Genomic DNA, 19177 nt, shown 5'->3' on the forward strand with positions numbered 1-19177 from the left:
TAACCGCACGCGCCGGTCTCCTAGCCAAACGCTAGCGGCTTGCCGGAATGCCCAGACGGTTGCAGAGCTTTTTGATGGCATCAGTGTCATTGGGAATCTCGCCGAAATATTCCAGCGATCCGCCGCGTCAGCTCGCTGCCACCGCGATCGAAATCCGCTCCTTGTGAATATCCACATATGGCCCGCCTCTTGTGCATGAGGCACTGCGCCGGCCAGCTGGCTTAACCCTCGGCCGTTGCTTATCGGATGACGGGCCACCCTCAGGCCCAGCAGTCATAAGGGGTACGTGGAGTCGCCGCGGCTCCTGACGCTATCACATCAATCCAGAAGTTGAACAATAAGTCAGACTATCTTATCAATAGGCTCTTATGCCTCTTCAACTGTAGGCGACATGCCCGATTGCATCGTTTCGCGCAAAAATAGTCGGATATATTTAGAAATATACTTATATTCTCTTGCCTTCTAACTGGCACAAACCTATCTGCTGCAAATGCCGGTTCTACTGATCCAGGCATTCCACTCGACCAACATTCAAAGGAATATGTTCATGCCCCAAACTGAACCCTCTGCGTGGCAGAAACTTCGTCAACATTTCTCCCGCACTCCGAAGTCGAAGAACTGGGGCAAGCGCATCGCAATCGGCGGCATTGCGGTCGTCACGCTTGCCAGCGTCGGCGTCTCTGGCGCGCTCAGCCAGGGTTACGGAGGCGTGCAGCGCTTCGACGTCGGCGGCGGCCACGGCGGACCCGACATGCACATGCAGACCGGCCTCCGCCATGGGACGGGCTACTGCGCGCATGACTTAGGGTCCAAGCTCGTTGATCTTGACATCACGCCCGAGCAGGAAGAAGAGTTGGCGGCGATCACCGACCAGGTCCATAACCATATTCGCCTCATCAAGCAGGGCTTAATCCAGGCGCACAATGATCTCGCCGAGCTGCTCAGCGCGTCAACCCTCGATCCCGACGCAGTGGAGGAGGTGCGCGCCGAGATTGTCGAGTGGGCCGGCGAGGCTTTGCGCGCGCTGACGACCGATCTGCTGGATGCCACCGAGGTGTTGACGGCCGAGCAGCTTGAGCAGTTGCTCGACGATTTCGGGGATCTCGAAGATCGCGGATAAGCTCTGTACGAGCACAGGTTCGAACGGAGCGGACAAACGAGCATGGCGGACCAGGTCCTCATCGTCGATGAAGACAGGCGGCTGTCCGCCATGCTCGCGGAATATCTGACGGGTTACGGGTTTCGTGTGCTAACGGCGGACACGGGGGGGGGCATTGCCGACATCGCGCGGCAGTACCCCCCAAGCCGTAATTCTCGATGTCAGACTGGTCAGTCTACAGCGGGCCGAATGTGGGCCGTGGCAAGATTCCCCCCGGTTGGCAATCTGCTGCTTTCAGTCTGAAAGATCTTGCCCGTTTGCTCGCCGACAACAAGCCTGTGGTGTTCCTTGCAGGCCGCGCAGAGCTTGGTCCGCGTGCCTTGGGAGGCAGAAGCATTCTGGCGGCTGCGACTTCGCCGGAAATGAAGGACCATCTCAACAAGATCAAAGTGCGAGAGCACTTCCGGCCGGTAGCGCCAATATGCTTGGAGGATCGTGCACCTGACATGTTTGACCCCGGCACGCCGGATCCTTACATGCTGTTCGACCACCGAACCCGTTCAGAGTGGAAAGAAATAATCCCGGCGGTCGTCCATCTCGACGGAACTGCGCGACTTCAGACGGTTTCAAGAGCTTCCGAACACCCAATTTGCAGAACTTCTCATAGAGTACGAGAAACTCACGGGCATTTCGCTGCTCTGCAACACGAGTGCAAATCTCAATGGACGTGGTTTTTTTCCGGATGCTGCTGCCGCCTGTGAGTGGGGCTGCGTAGACCACGTTTGGTGCGATGGGTTGCTTTTGACCAAGACAAGTCAATTCGAGGGCTGACCGAGCCGCAGCCAAGGTTCCTGCATCGCCGGCGTTGAGCGCGGCTGCGACAATCATCGGGTCGCACATCCATGGAGCTGTTCCTTGGCTGGCGTCGATCACCACATAAGGTCACGTGGGCACACAGGCTAGCGTGCCGTCTCCTTCCTGAGCCGCCGGGGTGACATGCGACCGATCATTTCAACGTCGTAGTTGGCGTCATCGCAAGAGTATCCGGCGGCCTGAATGGTCTAGATCACAGCCTCATCGAGGAACGGTTCGTTGCACGAAATCGCTCGTAGGAAAATGGCGACAGGTCCAGTGTCTGAAACCCGCCGCGGATGCATCAATAACGTTCAATGGAAGAACTGACCGGTCAGGTTCGTTGCCCGCCATACCTCAGGGGTGAGCATCCGACGCCTCCCGATGCGCCGAAGGCCGACGTAAGCCACTTTAGCAACGTTGGACGGATGAACGAGGTTCGATATCCCGAAGCTTGCGCTTCCTCTTGGTTTCCGCAATCCTGACAGGATGCGACTTTCGCGTATTGCTTTGCGCTGGCAACAGTTCGGTTGGGCCAAAAGCCCGCCGCTGCGGTTGACTGAAAGCCGCCATTGACTGTCGCTGCGCCGCGACCGTCCTCGAGATGCGTGAGAACACTAGGCGCGCGATAGACACGCTACACCCTTCATCGCCGCTGAGTTGGAGAGAGCAAAACTGCGCAGAGAACGGCTCCAAACCCGACAGTGACGCGCAAATCCTTTGCTGAAGAGCTAGAAAGCGCCTCGCAACTGAGGATGCGCTCATCAGCATTGCTGCAGAGATGAAAGTGGGCGGTCGGAGGTCATTCAAATCGTGTTGCGCAAGTGGGAGCTCAAGCGGCTTGTAGAAGCGAACACCCGGCTAAGGACACTGCACGATAACAGGCGTTTCGTGCTCCGCGATGCCAAACAGTTTCAATTCGACAATCCCCAATTCGAATGCGACCGGGACGCCCTTTCCGGCACCAAGTGCTCGGTAGAAACCGGTGGCGAACGCGATCGCCGCCTCGTCACTGATTGTCGTGCGCATGCCGATGACGAAGGGGACATGCCGGGCAATCGCAAGAGCCTGGTTTTCAGAAAAGCAAGCGTTGAGCAGGACACACCGGACTTTCTCGCCCGCCGCCGCGAACAGCGCGGCCAACGCGTCGGGGTCGATTTCGTGGCTCGTGCCATCGGATGCTTCCACACAGATTGCACCATCAGCAGTACCGTGGCCGGAGAAGTGCACATAGGCCGGTTCGAGCTCAAGCAGTGCCCGCACCATGTCCTTGGCACGGACTGCTCCGCGTGCTTGGAGGTCAAACCGCTCGCGGTATCCTGCCGTTGCCAGCTCTTCTCGAATGTCCCGCAATTCCCTGTCGAGCCGCAACCGAGTTCTGTCCGAGGGATTGGCCGCTAGAAAGAGTATCCGGAGCTTCGTAGCCGTCTCGACAGCTAGTGCGCTCAGATAGGTCACATAGTCCATTGTACTGTCGGCCCAGAGCGCGATACCATCGAAGAAATCGGCTTCTGCGCGTTCGTAGCGACGCTGCGCTTCCTCCGTCCCGAAATGTTCACGCGAGACAGTTGGGTTGCGCGAATCTCTGATCGCCTGCGCGAACTCACGGCACCCCTTCCACTGCTGGCTGGAATCCCCTCCGGTCACCCGTCTGGCCTTCTCCCGCACAAGGCTTTCAATCAGCTCGACCTCCGCGTCCCTGGGCCATTCTTCGGGCGTGATACCCGTGTCTTCCTTACGGTAGTGTCCAGCGGTACGCTTCGCCCTGGCCTTGAGCGAGCCAATAAGGCTTTTTAGCCCACTTCCGTTCGCGTCGATTTCCGTCTTAGCCACGCTAATCCCCAATGCAGCGCATGCCGAGCAATGTACCCGTCGTGAGGCGCGAGCTTAACCTTAAAGCGAGCTGTGTTCGCCTGAACCGATTCGAGCCGACGTCTCTTGCGATCCGCTGCCGCCACCACCTGCCGATGGGATCGCTGGGATCTTCTCGGCGGAGCTGCGCTTCCTAGCGCCAATGCCGCGGCCCGCTCGAACGCTGTTCGGTCGCCACGAACTTTCAGCAGAATACCCCGTCGCCTTGATCGACCATACGTCGCCTCGTGGGTCGACAATTGGTAGGCAAGTTCATACGGTTTAGCTTCCAGTTCAAGAGCAGTGATGGAGAATTGCATGAACCAGCCAACTCTGCCGCCTTCTGAGCGGAATTACTTGAACTTTGTCCTCAGAAACGCGAGCCAGGGAAGCGAGGAGGCCTAGGTCCGATGTTTCAGGCGCCACGGTTTGATTGCCCCCGGCCAGCCCTTGCTCTTGGCTCGACCGCACCCATTCTGATTTCGGAGTAGACAATGTCGCGCATCGATAGCCTGCGCAGCGAACTCGCTCGGCTTAAGCAATCGGAAGGGCGGCTTCGGAAGGAACTCGCCGGGCACGAGGCAACAGTTGCTTTGGCGCGGAAAGATGCCGGTTCGAAGCGTCAGTCGGCGGCGCGGTCCCGCAATGCGTCGTCGATCAATTCCTATCTCCGCTCGGCTGTGTCACTCGACCACAAGGCCACCGAAACCGGTAAGAAGGCTGCCGCGGTCGCCGAGAAAATCGGTCGCAACGCCAAGGACCAAGCGAGGAAGCAGGCAGCGATCGCTAGCGCGGAAGAAGACCTGCGCAAGGAACGCGAGCGCGCCGACAAGAAGCGCCGACGTGAGGAACTCACTCACGCGCGTCAGGTTCACGGGCTCCTGCAGTCGGCCCCGCATCTCGCGCGTATCCCCGAGCCCAAACCCGAACGGCTCCGAGTCCTCTACGTCACAGCCAATCCCGAAGCGACCGAACGCATCTACCAGCGCGACGACGGGTCAGTCGTCGAGGAGGGCCGCTGGCTCCAGACCGACCGTGAGGTGCGGGACGTTCTCAAGGCACTCAAGAGTGCGCTGCATCGCGATCTCATCGATCTCGAGCATCTTCCGGCAGCGACGTTCGCCGATCTGATCGATGGGACAAACGAACGACGTCCGCATGTTATCCATTTTTCGGGTCATGCCGCCGAGGGCGCCTTGCTATTTGACGACGGGCTTGTCCACAGTACTCAAGCACGACCGATACCGCTGCAGTGGATTGCCGATCTGCTGGCGGCAACGACAACGCCACCGATTCTCGTTGTCCTCAATGCGTGCGACAGTCTCGTCGGCGCCGAAGCGCTGCTCGAAACGGTCCCTGTTATTATCGGAATGCGTGGTGAAGTCGGGGATATTGGCGCCAGGGTATTCGCAGTGCGTTTTTATGCAGCGATCGCTGAGGGACAGCCGGCGGGGATGGCTTTGCAGCAGGCCAGACTTGGCCTCAAGGACGCCTTGCTGCTGGACGACGCCTCCTTGCTCGAGTCGTTGTCACGATCGGGGATAGACCTTGATCAGGTTGTGTTGGTGAAGGGGCAAACGCCAGCCGCCTGAGACTGATAGTTCGTGCCGGCGCGTCCGGACCAAAATGGAACTGGGGGACTGATGAGTAGCGACGACAACGCTGAACGCGACAAGGGTCTCGTCTTTGTGGATACCGCTTTCGACCGACGGCCCGCGACCCATGTGATGATCATTGGCGTCGGCGCGTTTCAGAGCAAGAAGCTGAAGCCGGTTACTTCACCGCCGATCTCGGCACGCGCTATCGCCGACTGGTTTCTCGATCAGAAGGCCGGATTCACCAACCCGGAGCGGCCGCTCGGGAGCCTTGCACTGGCCCTCTCTGAAACGCCCCCTGGGCAGGCTGGCGCCCAATATGCAAGCGTAACCGTGCCACGAGCGACGTTTGCCGAGGTGAAGGCTGCAGTGAAGGACTGGGTCAAGCGGGCCAATACGCACAAGGACAACGTGATGGTGCTGTTCCTTTCAAGCCACGGCGAGAGCTTCGGTCGGAGGACAGCCTTCTTACTTGAAGACTACGACACAGACCCGCTTGAGCAGACCGCCGGAATGACCGAGATCGAGCAGTTCATTACAGCGCTCGAGAACGCTGTGCCGACGTCGCAGCTGTTATTGTTCGATTGCTGCCGTTTGAAGACCTCGTTGGGGCTGCCTGCCGAAGAGGAGTTCGGCACCAAGCTGATCTCGCTTTCACGAGCGCGGGACGACCACGGTGGAACGCGCCACCAATGGGCGCTCTGCTCAACTAGCCTCTATGAGGAGGCCGACGGTCGGCGCGATAAGACAACTGTCTTCACCGACAGTTTGCTCCGAGCGCTCAACGGTGCCGCGGCCGACGTGTCGGGGGCACGCTGGCCGGTTCGACCCGGCATTCTCGTTGACCGGCTCACTCAGTTTCTAAGGCTCTTTGCTCGACCAGACGGGTCGTTGCAGACGCCGGCGGGCCGAGCCGCTGGAAGCTTTGCGATCACCTATCCTGGCGGCCTTGATCGGGTGAAAACCTATGTCAGTCTTTCCGATCGAGCCCGATGGCCACGCTGTCGCACCGTCATCTCAGACCATCGGGAGGTCGTGTCTACGAAAACTGCGGGCGAGGCCGCGCCCTTCTTCGCGGAGTTTGACCTCGAAGAACTGAAGACAGTGACGATTTCAATTGATCGGGACGGCAAGGCTCTTGGGTCAGAGATACTTACCCCTCGCGCTCCCGTGGCATTCGTCGAAATCGGAGCGGTACCGACCGTCGAAACCGCCTCGCCAGTCCCGCGTCGCGGCCCCGGCGCCGAATTGGTTTTTGAGTTTACTGCCGCAGCGGAGGTAGGGGCCGGCTTCGTCGTCGCATTGTCGCGGCGCGACGGCAACAACCCCGGTCCACTGAAACCAGTAGTCGGCGGCACTCGCGAAAAGCTGCGCCTTGACGTCGAGCCGGGTGCCTACAGCGCCGTCATTACGCTTCCCGACGGGACGAGCGTCAGCAGGGAACTCCAAGCCGAGCAAGGCGCGAGTGTCCATAGCCTGATTGTCAGCGGCCCTTCCCTGCATGAATGGCTGGGGTATGCGACCTTAGCCGGCGCGCTTCTTGCCAGCACCTCAATATCCCAGGGGCCAGACGCGGTCAGCGCACCTCGATTTCCACAGCAGCCTCTCAACCCTAGGGGACCGACGGTCACCAGTGTCGCCCGTTCAATGCCGGCCCCCTCGTTCTCCGAACTCGTCGGGGTAATGGCCAAGCCGCGCGACGCAGCCCGCCTAGGTGCGGCAGGCCCGCGAACACCCGCCTTGCGGGAGGCAGCGGGCGATCGGGACTTTCTTCGCTTTGATGTGCCCGAGCACAATCCTCTGGTCTTCGAGGACGCCTACACGCAGCGCAGCGGGCCGCTCTGGGCCGTCCTTGGATTCGGTACCCGCATCGAAGCGGCCTTTCTGCCGCAGTTGGGCCGGCCGAGCGACCCAAACGAATGGTCCGCTCACCTAATCGTCGCCGCCGCTCCAGCAGAAGGGCGAGCCGCGACGTCGGGCATCGTCGAGTCATACCGATGGTCCGGCCTGCTGGCGTTCCTCGCTTCGCGCGACTTCGAGCGTGGCTCCGAGGTTCTCAAGGTCATGCAAGGAGAGGTCCGCGAGGCCGTCCGCAGCAAGATGACCAACCCGCTTGCGGCCGTGGCGGGTGCTCTAATCGCAGTGGGAGCCGGAGCATCGGAGCTTGTGCCACGGCAATGGCTCGAGAACATCACCAACCGGTTTCCGCAAATCCCCGACGGGCCTATTATCCTGGCGCGTCGCCTGATGACCGAGAGGTCGCCCGACTTCGATCGTATCTCCGAATTGCTCGAACAAGGGTTCAGCCGCGGCGTGCCATTTTTCTCGCTCACCTGCGACTGGCTGGCCCGCGGTCTTGAATCGGTTCCTGGGTCGCAGGAGGAGTCTTCAGAGGAGCGAGGGCTGGTCCGGCGGGTCGCGGCTCGCGTCGATCCGCAACAGGCCTTCACAGTGGTCAAGCTTACTCCATGAGGTAGCTCAATGTTCACACTCACCATGAATCCGGCGTCTGAGGGCGATGCGCTTGTCCTCGCCTGGGGCGATGAGGACCATTCGTATCACGCCCTGGTCGATCTCGGCCGCACAAAGGACTACGGCACTGCCCGGCCTGCGCTAAAGGAGATGAGCAACTGCGAACTCTTCGTAATCAGCCACATCGATGCCGATCACATCGAAGGAGCCATGCCTTTGGTGCGCGAGGCGGCGGCGCCGTTCAATCCCAAAGAGGTGTGGTTCAATGCCTACCATCAGCTTGTCGAAGCGCGTGACCGCATTACAGCGGGTCTCGAAACCGAGCCACTCAACGCCGAGCAGGGCGAAAAGCTTTCGTCCGGCATCGATAAGTTCAATTGGAAATGGAACTCCCGCTTCGCCAGCCGCATAGCCTCACGTGGGAGCCCGGAGGCAAGTGGCGAAATTAGCTTCGCCGGGCTCGCGATTCGCCTACTCTCGCCCAACGATGCAGATCTTGCCGCGCTGATCCCGCGTTGGATGGACGAACTTGAAGCCAATGGACTCCGCCCATTCGACCCTGACCACGGAATGGGCGAACCTGGCTCAGGCCGCGAGCCCTTGTCCGGGCTGGACGTCGAGCAACTCGCCTCCAAACGCTTCAAGGAAGACACCGCCGCGCCTAATCGCAGCAGCATCGCCTTCATTGCCGAGTTCGGCGGTCGCCGCGTCCTTTTGGGCGCCGATGCCCATCCGGGCATCATGGAGCGCGCTTTGCGGGAGCTCGGAGCGAGCGAGGCCGAACCCTATCCCCTCGCTTGCTTCAAAGTCTCCCATCACGGCAGCAAGGCCAATACCTCGCCAGAGATTCTTAGGATTCTCGATTGCACGGCATTCGCCTTTTCGACGGATGGCTCGCGCCACAACCACCCCGATCCCGAAACTATCGCAAGAATCCTTGTGAATGACCCGGTGCGTCAAAAGGTTCTCTATTTCAATTATGCGCAAGAGAACACCACGATCTGGAACGACCCCGAGACAATGCGCCGCTTCAATTACCACTGCGTGTTTCCTGCCCAAGGCGAGCAGGGCTTGGTCATTTCTATCTGAGGGGAGTGGTCGCGTTCTCTTCCTCAGGGCAAAATCTGGGCACGGTCATCGGTCTTGTGATGATCATTACATGCCATGTTGCCGCATCGCGATCTGTTGGCCAAATGAGGTTGGAGCGGGCGTGAAAAAGCCATCGCAACCCCTGCCTTCCTATCGACCGCAGCCATACGAAGGCTGTTCAGGACCCAGTGATAGCAAGTTCCTCGTGCAATGCGGCGTACAACATATTCCCTCTCGCGTTCAACAAGGATACGAGTTCGGCTTCGGTTGCATGTTCGACTTGCTCTCGACTTCCATATCCGTTTTTCCACAACTCGAGGATTTCGCCGCGCGCTAAGACGATAGGTAATTCAGTCAAGGAGAAGGCTGCGCCGGGTATTCCAAGGTCAAGGCGTTTAAGCAAAGTACTCACCTCATCGGGATCATCAGCTCGACCAAGAACGATCGCAGCTATTCGGAGCACCGAGTCCAACAGGAAGCGGGTACCGTCAGCAAAACCCCTTATGTCGCCATGACGAATGGGCGAAAACGGATTGGTGGTGTAGCCAGTCTCAATATCCGTGATTGTAACGCCTTCGATCCAGTCCGAAACGATGAGCGCACGTTTGCAGCGACCGTAATATTTCACATCGCTTTCCGCACGATGCCATAGGGCACGCGCCACATGTTGGCCAAAGCGTTGCGAAACTTGTTGCTGCCGTTGCGGCTCACCGCGTCTTGTTTGAGGCGTGTAGTCTTCATCGCGTTCGGGCAGCGCTTCCAATAAAACGAGAACCGTCTCTAGTCCTATCGAATCCGGCGGCAATTGGCGTAGCAGCTCAACAGCCTGCATACTGGATTCCAAGCTGAGGGGTGACTCGCCGCAGGCGCGCCCTAGAGGCGTTAGCCTCAGCCTTCCATCGCGCTCATCAATCAACCCATCGTGCTGCATCCTCGTCATCAAATTGAGGAGCCGGGTTGACATGCTGCCGCGCCAGGCGGGATCTCTCAGCGAGGCAAGAAATCCTCCATAGGTGTTTGCCACCAGATCGACAACTGCATTGCTTGGAATATCCTTTACCTGCGCCAGAAGTCTAACGACCCACGTGCCCGGGCTTCTTTCGTCGAAGGAAGACTGGATGCGTTCGGGACGTCCCTGAACGTAGCGCCGGAAGAGATTCTCTCGCTCCATGCCGGTGTCGGCGAGAACTATGGCTTTGCCTTCTGTCTCGTAGCCCAGGCGACCTGCACGGCCCGCCATGTTCTTATACTGAGCGACAGTGTAAGGCTGCGGCTCCACTCCGCGAAATTCCGTTTCCGCCACGATGACGGTCGAAGCCGGCGTGTTTACGCCGGCAGCTACGGTGCTTGTCGCCACCAAAACCTGAATCCCACCGTTTGGGTCGCGAAAGCCTCTCTCCACGATCATGCGTTCTTCGCGATTAAGATCACCGTTGTGAAAGGCAACGCCGCCGTTGAGCGCGCGGCGAAGGCGTTCGGACATATCCGAACGATCCATTCCCGGCAGCATGTCCGCGATTGTTTGTGCTGGCGGCAAACCCAACTCGGCCGCGAGATATTCCGCGCAACCGGCGGATGGTCCTCTCGCGTTACGAAAGACGATGACCTTTTCGCCCTGACCGGCGAGATGCCGAACCAGCGGTACGAGAACGTCTTGGGAAGATGGCTTATCCCGGCGCTGCCGTATCTCGCAGCGTGCGAACAACTGCGCGACCTCCACCTCACCATTAGGACGCTGCAACTTCCACACGCCGCTCCGATCAATGACACCTTCTGTCAAGGGAACCGGACGCTCGGTCGTAAGGAGAAGTTCACAATCAAGCCAGCGCTCAAAGTTGTTTGTGTCGCCGATTACCGCACTCAGGGTCACCAACTGAGGTGCAATCCCCCGCTCGCGTGCGCTCAAAAGATTGGTGAGGATTAGCTCCACAACCATCCCACGACCCGGCTCTGTGATAAACTGTCCTTCGTCAATCACCACCAGACCGATTTGGTGAAGGATGTGCGGAGAGGAAACTGACAGAGCCAAAAACTTCTCATAAGTGAAGAAGGCTATGTCGTACTTGCCCCTTAGAACGTCGCCAACCTGATCTTGCCAATCGCCGCTGCATCGGGCGATGCGCAGATTCAAAAGGTCGCCATAGAGCGCAGAGAAATCTTCGAATTTTTCATTGACCAGCGCTTTGTAAGGGAGGAGGAAAACCGCCTTCTTTCCCTCGCCGATTGCTTTCAGTGCTGCCATCTCGCCGACAAACGTTTTGCCGGCACTTGTCGGCGCTACGACGAGAAGAGATTTTCCATCGAGCACGCCATGGCTATTCACAGTGGCGATCTGCAATGAATTCAGACCGGCGGGGAAACGATCGCTCCAAGCGTTCAGCGCATTCTGAGGAATTCCGTAGGCCGAAAGCTCCCCAATTGGACCTGAAACAGTGACCGTGCCCCTTTCGGGATAGAGCGCGCGGTAGCATTTACCGCGCATACCTTTCGGCAGGGTTAGCTCTCCTTCGACATGACCGAACATCACCGGAGTCTGTTCGTAACCGAATCGGGCTGCGTTGGCGCGGACCATTTGCACAACGCGGTCCACCATCGCAACCACGCTCACCGGCCCATCACTCTCCAGTATGCAATCCAAAATCGCCTTCGTAAAAAGACCGTGGCGTGTTTGGGGGTCTTCGAGGGCCTCCTCGTTTGGATTGCATGCAGCGAAAAGAATACGGCCCTGTCCACCAACTTCGGCGAGCGGCATCCCCGCTGCGCGCGGAATGTATCCGACATCCAGAACGCGTGCCGGCGCGCCACCGCTAAAGCAGCAATCTAGCAAAAGCAGGACAGCGCGCGCTCGCGAAGTCCGAAACTTCGCGGCAATCTCCGTCATGTCTATTGTCGTTCCCGGAACGTCGTCAGAGCGCGTATCCGTTAAAACTAATCGGTGGTCTTGCGTGCCGTGGCCGGCAAAAAACAGGATGACGACGTCATCTTCTGATGCACCGTCGAGCACATCGTCAAAGATGGCCGAAACCCTCGCATAAGTCGCGTCGTGGTCAGTGATAAGCGTTGGCTGAAACCGGTCAATAGAATCCGACAGCACCGCGCACATAGTCGAAGCATCACCCACAGCGCCGCTCAGTTCCCGCGCAAGCGGATCAAGATGTTTGTTGATTCCGATAAACGCTGCGCGGATCATGGTTAGGCTCTGTGCACCGCAATCGATCCGGTGGCGGGGCGTTCGTATTTTTTCAGCGCCACGGGCGGAAAAGTTTCTCTTTGAACGACTTGCTTGTTTCCGATTTTTTCAAACCACACGCACCACACGCCGTCCTCGTCCGTCATGCTCGTCTTGCCTACTTGCTCAACAGTCATTTGAGGACCCCCGGATTTCAGTTGAACAACATCACCCGCTGCAAATTCAGACATTTTCATCTCCTTGTTCGTGATTTGTCCCATCGTAACATTTTTTTGCGGTAGGCACTCCAGCGACTCGTTTTTGGAGCAATTATCAACAGGTGATGCACCAAGGCTTTACGGATTGAGTGTATTCGGTCGCGAGGGCGAACTTGCATAGACAGCGGTGCCGCCCATCAAACAAGCGGCAATCATATGCGTCAGCGAGTGCAGTCCACAAATAGGTCTGCAACATAGACGTTTCCGCCGTTCCGTCGAGACGCCAACCAAATCAGTCAAACGAACGGAATATGCTTCCGCAAACCGATCAGCGCTTCGATCGCCGCCAGCCCGCTGTCATGGCCTCCGCTTCTGAACAGAACCATCTTTCGCCTTTGGCTTCGGTGATTTTGGTGACGTTGTAGTACTTCTGTCCAGGCACGTGATAGATGCGCCGCCGTTTGCTGATATGTTGCCTTTGATATTGCAGCCGGAGTTGCCGTTGCCAATCGCAAAAGCGGTGCCGGCGGCGCTTGCGCATCGTCGCCATGCTGCGCCCGCCAGTCCCATGGCGGCAGAAGCGTTCCGACCCAAAGACCGGTCTTCGACGCCTTCGCTTTGGTCTGTTGTTTTGCATAGGCGCCATCGCTGTATTTTGGCCAATCGAGCGCTTGGCCGTGCTCGAGCATCCAGGCGGCGACGCTCGACCGTCGGCGCGCCTGCAGTCACCAACAAACCGGCCGTAGCGACCAAGTCCCGAACGTACACTTGACCGGCCTCGAGGCTGCTAGGAAGCCGTCCAGCGCTTCGGCGGAACGGCGCCCGCATGGATATTCGAATCCCTTGGCGTCGTCGCAGTATTGCCGGCTCTCGGGCGCGTCGATGCCATTGAAGCGGACACGCTGCCCATGGATCTCGATCGTGTCGCCATCGATGATGGAGGCGACACCGGCAATCGGCGCTGGAGCCGGCTTGGTCAGATTCAGTAGGTGACCTCGGGCAATGAGCCGCTGTGTTGCATGAAGAACTGCGCCACCAAAGCCGAAGCCGCGGCTACCGTCACGTAGATCACTCGCAAAGGCATGCCAGCCCACCGGCGCGGGCGATATTGCTTGGCTCCGGTGCGTTTCAGCCACTTGTCGGACCGATTGTCGTAGCGAGATCGTTCCACCGTCCTGGCCGCTTTCACTCGCACCCGATGCCGTCGCGATCGCGATCTAGTCCGTTAGGATCACCGTTGGTGATTTTCACCCCATGGGGTGCGACCGGATTGTTTCCCTTGCCGCCTGCGCAGTCCAAATCAGCACCGCCAGATGGCACAGCTGCGGCAGTTGCGGCCACGCCTCGATACCTGTTGACGATTGCTGCGGCGCGTACGCCGTCGCCCTCGATATGGGTGTTGTTGCTGTTGGGATTGAATGGATCGACCGTCTGCAAAAGCATGTTGGCGTGGTACGCATCGCCAGCGGCGAGCGTCACCGAAATCGTAATTGTTCAAATAGTCGGCTGCGCAGCCCGAGATAAGTACCACGGACAACACGCACGAAAATTCGTGCACATGCATGAATGAATTCCCCAACCCAAGAAGGATCATGCGCTATTTGTCTCTTGCTGTCGAATCCAGAAGAGGTTTCGGCCTTCCGTGAAGGCACCATTGTCGTCATTGCCGTGTCGTCTCAGCGATGTTGGCTCTGGGGAGGAATACATGCGTGGCGCGCTCGTCTTTGGTTCCGTTCTTTCATTGATCCTATCATCGGCTCCCGCCTTGGCCTGGTGGGACGGCGGCCCCATGCAGATCGCCGCCGTGGCCTAATCAAAGCTGAGCGCACAGGCGAAGGCCAAGGCCGGTGCCCCGATCAAACTGAACCCCGACTATCAGAGCTGGGTCGCCGGCGTGCCGGACGACAAGAAGGCGCAGTATGCTTTCGTTCATGCGGCGGTTTGGGCTGATGACATCAAAGACCCTGCCCACGGCTACACCAAGGACGACGACACGCCAACGGGGCAGAACATCGGCTATGCCGACAAGAACATGCATCGCTACTGGCACTTCAAGGACATCAGCTTTTCGACCGACGGGACGCAATTCTCCGACGCCGATCCGATCAACGCGGTCTCGCAGATGAAACTCTTCGTCGCCGCGCTGCCGGCGTCAGCCGCTACCGACGACGTGCGCCCTTTTCTTTTGCTTTCAGCGCTTTAAGGGCGGCGTCCGTCAGCAGCCCAATGGTCTCCTGAAAAAGTACCGTCAGTACAATTTCAAGGCTCGGCAGCAGGAAATCCCTTTTTCCAGTGCCTTAAAGGGCAAAAAAGTACCGTCACGAGCCTCTTTGGTTGTGACTGTACTCAGAAAAATCCTGGCTCAGCCAATACGCCATCGGCGAGCCGACTACCGCGCCACCAATGATCACGATATCATAGGCATTGCGCGAAGGGGCTGTGTAAGGAGGGATTGCCACGACTGCTCTCCGTTTTCGAGGTTGAAGACGGCGATCAGACCGTCCGGGGCCCGCGCCAGCAGGCTGACATCAGGATCCATCCGAAGAAGGCGCACGAAGGCGCGTGACGCTCCGTCGGTGGCCACGCGTGTCCAGCGTTCGACTTCCTAGCAGCAGTCTGGCCGTCTACTTATCTGGGGTGGCGGTGGATCACCCTGCCCTGGATCAGTTCGCGACCCGCCTTGCCCGTCTATCGTTCGCCGCTTAAGCAGGGACGGTACTTTCTTCCACAGATAGCCAGTGACATGACAGTGGCTCAGGAAGAGAAATTCAAGGCCGCTCAGCTCCCGTCATTCGCTTCGAGGATGGGGAGCAGGTCGTGCGTCACGCCAAATTGCACGATTTACGGGGTTGCCGCCCAAGAACCGTATCTGTCCTGTGGCGGAAGCTTTGGAACAAGGGAAGTTGGGATCAACACCGAGCGAATGCTTCAAAGCAACTCCGTTGGTGGTATGAAGCAGGCGGTGTCGGGCGCGAGGGTGTCCACCATGCGTCCAGGTGATCCTCAAATGAACCCTCTGCACCGCTCGAGGCGCCCTTCGGGAGTTCCAGGCGGCATTTCTGTTCAATAGCTGAGCCAAGTCTGCGGGCGTTGGAAGCTGTTAAACCTAGATCACCGGAGGCATGCTCCGCGCCACCCTGCTTGGTCGCGCCATGATCACGCAGAGGGACTTCCCATTCTATGCTTCGATCGGGAGGAGGATTGAACCTGAATGGATATCCGGCCGACCTTCGCGCTGGTCTAATCGCCGCGTAGAATCTTCGCCTCGAGCGCGGCCGCAACGAATGCCCGCCTTGCAGTTGGCGGATGAGCCTCACCACGCAACACGTGCAGACAGGCATCCATCGCTGCATTCCGCTTCTTGGTCTGAGAACGAAGATCCCGCATCAAAATAGTTGCCGCGTCATTCACCTCAAGCACGATGCGTTCAGAGCTGTTACGGTTGACCTGAACGACGACTGGTCTCTCAAATCTGCTTAAGCCCATCGCCACGCTCCCCTCCACCCGGCGACGACAGGCCGCACTGTTTTCCTCAACCGAAATCCGCCTGAATCACCGCAGCTAATTTTCGGTCCCAGGCGACCCCCTGCCTGGCCGTAAAGTCTCGAGAATGGTCGGTTCGCGCTGAATAAAATAGAGTGGGATAACCAAGCCGAATGCAGCGACACTATTGAGAAACAGGTATATGGTCATATAGCCCCCCGGCCATTTTCATAAACCATACAGCCATGCAAGTTCGCTAAAAGCAAGCGACCCCGGCGCGCGCACCTGCGTATACACGGCAATGTCATGTCGCCTCGTTCACAGCCGGGCGCGGCATGCTAGCCAGTGCCTACAGCACTCGTGATCTCGGACCGTGCCCATGCGTCGCGGACGCCCGATAACCACGGAAGTGCGGTGCGGCACATTGAGGCCGAGCCTGCACAACAGTCTCGCGGCAGCGCGAATGTAGATTGGCCGGGAGAATTCGCCAAAGTACCTCATGCTCCGTCATCAGCGGAACCTGAGCTCGAACAAAGGCAAGTCCGAACGGCCGCCCATCCTGCAGGATGTGGTGACGGCCAGTCACCACAACATGATCATCGACGAGTTGGGAATCGGCGCTATCCGCGCGACATTGGACCAGACGGCCCCGGGCTGACATCAGTCGATCCTCAAACGTGTCCCCGTACAGAATAAATCCGACAGCCGCCACTAGGGCATTTCGATCGGACACGCTGAGTGTTGCTGACGTCCCGCCGACGCAACTTTCCGAGCAATCGTAGATCCGAGCGATCGGCGAAGGACAACAAAAATCCTCCGCCCCCCACCGCGGCCGACCGGACGCGCTGCGGCATTGGGGAGCGGTTACATCTAGCGGCATCCCCGAGCGCGAGGTGTCGTTCTCAGTGAACAGTTACGATTTGAAAGCGCGCCGGCTCTAAATCAGGAGTTCGTGCGATTCTCACGAAGCTCAAGGGAATCGGCGCGCTAGGACGACAGGTAACGGGAAAGAGCTGGGACCTCAGAATGTCGGTTTCGTACAAAGCTGAGTTTGGTACGTTTCCCACTCTGACATACTTTTCGCGTCTTTTGTAATCACGCGGCGGGGGCTCGCCGTGCATCGATTCGCATTCCGCTGTCATTGTCGTACCAAGGGGCGTATTGTCACGAGATCGTCTGCACGTTTTTACGGGCGCGGACGGCAAGGAGATTGGAATGCTCTTGCCCCAAGTGGGATTGAGCCATGACCAATCCAGTGAATGCTTCCTACAAAAATGAATTGCTGCGACGGCTTAGCGCGGATGACCTCGCGCGTTTGGAGCCGCATTTTGAGCGACGTGCCCTTGATCTGAGAATGCCGTTGGAGACTGCCGGTTCAAGGATAGAGGCCGTTTACTTCCTTGAGGAAGGCATCGGCTCTGTTGTCGCGATGACTCCGGACGGCAAGGATGCCGAAGTTGGCCTCATTGGCTTAGAGGGAATGACTGGTCCCGCGCTGGTGATGGGTGCCGACTATGCCGCGCACGATTGTTACGTGCAATTGGCAGGCAATGCAGTGCGAATCGGAGTTCAGCCATTCAAGGCGGCTCTAGTGGACAGCCCTACGTTGCATCCCTTCCTTTTGCGCTATGTCCACTATCTCCACATTCAGGCTACGTATACGGCCCTAATGAACGCACGAGCGAGCCTTGAAGAGCGTCTGGCGCGATGGCTGTTGATGTGTGACGACCGGATGCACGACAAACGCATTACGATCACTCACGAGTTTTTGTCTGTTATGCTCGGCGTAAGGCGGCCGGGGGTCACCGTTGGGCTCCAAGTGCTCGAGGGCCGTGGCCTCATCCGTTCGCGACGAGGTGAAATCGTCATTCGAGACCGCCAAGGCCTCGTTGCCCAAGCAGCTGGTATCTATGGGCAACCAGAAGGCGAATATGTTCGGCTGATTGGGGAAATCGCCCGACGCTGACCATGGGGTCTGTGGGGTCCGCAAGCTCGGTCCTCGCTAGCAGCTAAGCAGAATCTTGCTTCGCGCGCGGTCAGATGGTGTAGAGATCCCTGGCTTGGACGAGCGGGCGACGGTTTTTGCAAATCCCAAGAATGGCTTGCATACAGGAGAGCAGCCCTCCATCATAGCCGGATTCGCAGTTCCATTTTTTGCCAGCGCACCTTGCGATTGGCAGCACGAATCGGGACGCCGCCCCCTAGGAGGGGGAGAAACCATGCCTTCCGTATCTACTGGACGGGCCAACTTATTGGACGCAGAAACGGGCGCCCGTTTCATTCACGCGCTACTCGATGAACTCTCTGGCGGGAAAGCGCCCACGCCCGACTTCGTCAAACAAAGCGCGGCGACAGTGCTTGCCAACGAAATGAATGTGGCGAGCCGGCCGGCATAGTCGTACTGAATGAGTGCACGGCGATCTATGCAGGAGGCAAGTCCGGCCAGATTTCGGAGCTGTATGTTCGACCCGAGATGCGCTCCAATGATTGCCCCTTGTCTGCTCGAGGTCGCTGTGCGGGAAAGCCGCGCTCGTGGTTGGAAGCGACTTGAGGTTGGAGCACCCGCGCAACCAAAATGGAAACGCACGTCGATTTCTACTCGGACGGGTTCGAGGAAGTCGGCCCTCGGCCCCGCAGGACTATTTAGACAATCTGTCCCCAACCTATGCCAAGCTACACAGGTGTAATGCAGGGTCACTTCGCCAGCAACGGTTATTCTCGCTTCGACGAACTTCAAAGCCGGCATGTGGCAGATCAAGTTCGGCTGCGAGCATCTTCACCCTTGGAGGAGGCGCGCTGCCTCGCGTACGGATGTCACTCGCGACCCACTCCCAGACCTGTTCCTGGCGCCCCTGATTGGTTGGAGTTTAGAGGCGCCCCTGATTGGTTGGAGTTTAGAAAAGTCAGCCACCGTCTGGTCTGACCGACGGAGCCGATCCTACCGGGGCGGCTCTGGTGTGGATCAAACGCGCCATAGTCCATTGTGAGACGGGGGGTGCCGCGGCGGATTGAGCGCACCTGATGAGCTTGGCAGCAACAAAACCACTTGCCGACTACCAGCACTCCGAGTGGGTTTGTTCCCGAATGAACTTCCTCGCGAGGCGCACCCGTGTGCAGGTGCGGTGATGCGGCGACAGCCGTAGCGGGCTGGCCGACAAAATGTAAGTAAGCGGCAGCAACCCCTGCGTCCTGGGTTTGAGCAAACCACAAGCGAGATACGGCCTTCAATCCGAATGCCTCCTGGCACAAGAAGTTCGCAAGTCTCGCTGCCTGATCAGCACTCCCCGCAGCGCGCAGGCGTTGCAACGGATCTTCAAAGAAATTCACAGGCTCTTAGCACTCCAAAGCC

Annotated in this window: 12 protein-coding genes and 1 pseudogene; 7 read left to right on the plus strand and 6 right to left on the minus strand. The window is 58.5% G+C overall.

Going from position 1 to position 19177, the window contains the following annotated elements; genetic code table 11:
- The first annotated feature begins 547 nt into the window (after nucleotides 1–547).
- Together FJ490_RS28965 and FJ490_RS28970 are read left to right on the plus strand one after the other, a co-directional pair.
- On the plus strand, nucleotides 548–1120 hold the full coding sequence (locus tag FJ490_RS28965; RefSeq protein WP_064994874.1) for a periplasmic heavy metal sensor: 573 nt from the start codon (nucleotides 548–550) through the stop codon (nucleotides 1118–1120).
- Nucleotides 1121–1323: 203 nt separating this feature from the next.
- Nucleotides 1324–1930: pseudogene (locus FJ490_RS28970) on the plus strand (carbamoyltransferase C-terminal domain-containing protein); the annotation flags it as partial.
- Between the two features lie 882 nt (nucleotides 1931–2812).
- Here FJ490_RS28970 and FJ490_RS28975 read toward each other — a convergent pair.
- Nucleotides 2813–3784: a CHAT domain-containing protein gene (locus FJ490_RS28975; RefSeq protein WP_064994875.1), complete on the minus strand. Its 972-nt coding sequence runs from the start codon at nucleotides 3782–3784 to the stop codon at nucleotides 2813–2815.
- Between the two features lie 512 nt (nucleotides 3785–4296).
- On the opposite strand from FJ490_RS28975, the gene FJ490_RS28980 reads away from it, so the two are divergent.
- Genes FJ490_RS28980 through FJ490_RS28990 form a run of 3 tightly spaced genes read left to right on the plus strand, consistent with a single transcriptional unit; the run spans nucleotide 4297 to nucleotide 8958 of the window.
- Nucleotides 4297–5394: a CHAT domain-containing protein gene (locus tag FJ490_RS28980; protein ID WP_064994865.1), complete on the plus strand. Its 1098-nt coding sequence runs from the start codon at nucleotides 4297–4299 to the stop codon at nucleotides 5392–5394.
- A 51-nt stretch (nucleotides 5395–5445) separates the two neighbouring features.
- Nucleotides 5446–7869, plus strand: a complete 2424-nt coding sequence (locus FJ490_RS28985) for a caspase family protein (RefSeq protein ID WP_064994866.1) — start codon at nucleotides 5446–5448, stop codon at nucleotides 7867–7869.
- 9 nt (nucleotides 7870–7878) lie between these two features.
- On the plus strand, nucleotides 7879–8958 hold the full coding sequence (locus FJ490_RS28990) for a hypothetical protein (RefSeq protein ID WP_064994867.1): 1080 nt from the start codon (nucleotides 7879–7881) through the stop codon (nucleotides 8956–8958).
- Nucleotides 8959–9136: 178 nt separating this feature from the next.
- Here FJ490_RS28990 and FJ490_RS28995 read toward each other — a convergent pair whose 3' ends face one another.
- From FJ490_RS28995 to FJ490_RS29010, 4 genes are all read right to left on the minus strand, one after another.
- The gene (locus FJ490_RS28995) at nucleotides 9137–12148 is read right to left on the minus strand and encodes a DEAD/DEAH box helicase (protein ID WP_064994868.1); all 3012 of its coding nucleotides are present in this window, start codon (nucleotides 12146–12148) and stop codon (nucleotides 9137–9139) included.
- Between the two features lie 2 nt (nucleotides 12149–12150).
- Complete coding sequence (locus FJ490_RS29000) at nucleotides 12151–12378, minus strand: DUF2158 domain-containing protein (RefSeq protein WP_084016088.1); 228 nt, start codon at nucleotides 12376–12378, stop codon at nucleotides 12151–12153.
- 263 nt (nucleotides 12379–12641) lie between these two features.
- A complete protein-coding gene (locus FJ490_RS33690) occupies nucleotides 12642–13034 on the minus strand; it encodes a hypothetical protein (protein ID WP_318013159.1) in 393 nt (130 codons plus the stop codon).
- A gap of 496 nt (nucleotides 13035–13530) precedes the next feature.
- Nucleotides 13531–13824: a calcium-binding protein gene (locus FJ490_RS29010; protein ID WP_224655969.1), complete on the minus strand. Its 294-nt coding sequence runs from the start codon at nucleotides 13822–13824 to the stop codon at nucleotides 13531–13533.
- A gap of 415 nt (nucleotides 13825–14239) precedes the next feature.
- On the opposite strand from FJ490_RS29010, the gene FJ490_RS29015 reads away from it, so the two are divergent.
- The gene (locus FJ490_RS29015; RefSeq protein ID WP_064994870.1) at nucleotides 14240–14548 is read left to right on the plus strand and encodes a hypothetical protein; all 309 of its coding nucleotides are present in this window, start codon (nucleotides 14240–14242) and stop codon (nucleotides 14546–14548) included.
- A gap of 1037 nt (nucleotides 14549–15585) precedes the next feature.
- Here FJ490_RS29015 and FJ490_RS29020 read toward each other — a convergent pair.
- Complete coding sequence (locus tag FJ490_RS29020; protein ID WP_041163934.1) at nucleotides 15586–15831, minus strand: DUF982 domain-containing protein; 246 nt, start codon at nucleotides 15829–15831, stop codon at nucleotides 15586–15588.
- Nucleotides 15832–17071: 1240 nt separating this feature from the next.
- On the opposite strand from FJ490_RS29020, the gene FJ490_RS29025 reads away from it, so the two are divergent.
- The gene (locus FJ490_RS29025) at nucleotides 17072–17794 is read left to right on the plus strand and encodes a Crp/Fnr family transcriptional regulator (protein WP_064994871.1); all 723 of its coding nucleotides are present in this window, start codon (nucleotides 17072–17074) and stop codon (nucleotides 17792–17794) included.
- Nucleotides 17795–19177: the final 1383 nt, after the last annotated feature.

The organism is Mesorhizobium sp. B2-5-11 (assembly GCF_006440835.1).
In the GTDB taxonomy this organism is placed as follows: domain Bacteria; phylum Pseudomonadota; class Alphaproteobacteria; order Rhizobiales; family Rhizobiaceae; genus Mesorhizobium.

What these genes read in the sequence shown, in the direction of transcription:
- FJ490_RS28965 (WP_064994874.1), top strand. Translation starts at nt 548, where the DNA reads ATGCCCCAAACTGAACCCTCTGCGTGGCAGAAACTTCGTCAACATTTC.
- FJ490_RS28980 (WP_064994865.1), top strand. Translation starts at nt 4,297, where the DNA reads ATGTCGCGCATCGATAGCCTGCGCAGCGAACTCGCTCGGCTTAAGCAA.
- FJ490_RS28985 (WP_064994866.1), top strand. Translation starts at nt 5,446, where the DNA reads ATGAGTAGCGACGACAACGCTGAACGCGACAAGGGTCTCGTCTTTGTG.
- FJ490_RS28990 (WP_064994867.1), top strand. Translation starts at nt 7,879, where the DNA reads ATGTTCACACTCACCATGAATCCGGCGTCTGAGGGCGATGCGCTTGTC.
- FJ490_RS28995 (WP_064994868.1), bottom strand. Translation starts at nt 12,148, where the DNA reads ATGATCCGCGCAGCGTTTATCGGAATCAACAAACATCTTGATCCGCTT.
- FJ490_RS29000 (WP_084016088.1), bottom strand. Translation starts at nt 12,378, where the DNA reads ATGTCTGAATTTGCAGCGGGTGATGTTGTTCAACTGAAATCCGGGGGT.
- FJ490_RS33690 (WP_318013159.1), bottom strand. Translation starts at nt 13,034, where the DNA reads ATGCTCGAGCACGGCCAAGCGCTCGATTGGCCAAAATACAGCGATGGC.
- FJ490_RS29020 (WP_041163934.1), bottom strand. Translation starts at nt 15,831, where the DNA reads ATGGGCTTAAGCAGATTTGAGAGACCAGTCGTCGTTCAGGTCAACCGT.
- FJ490_RS29025 (WP_064994871.1), top strand. Translation starts at nt 17,072, where the DNA reads ATGACCAATCCAGTGAATGCTTCCTACAAAAATGAATTGCTGCGACGG.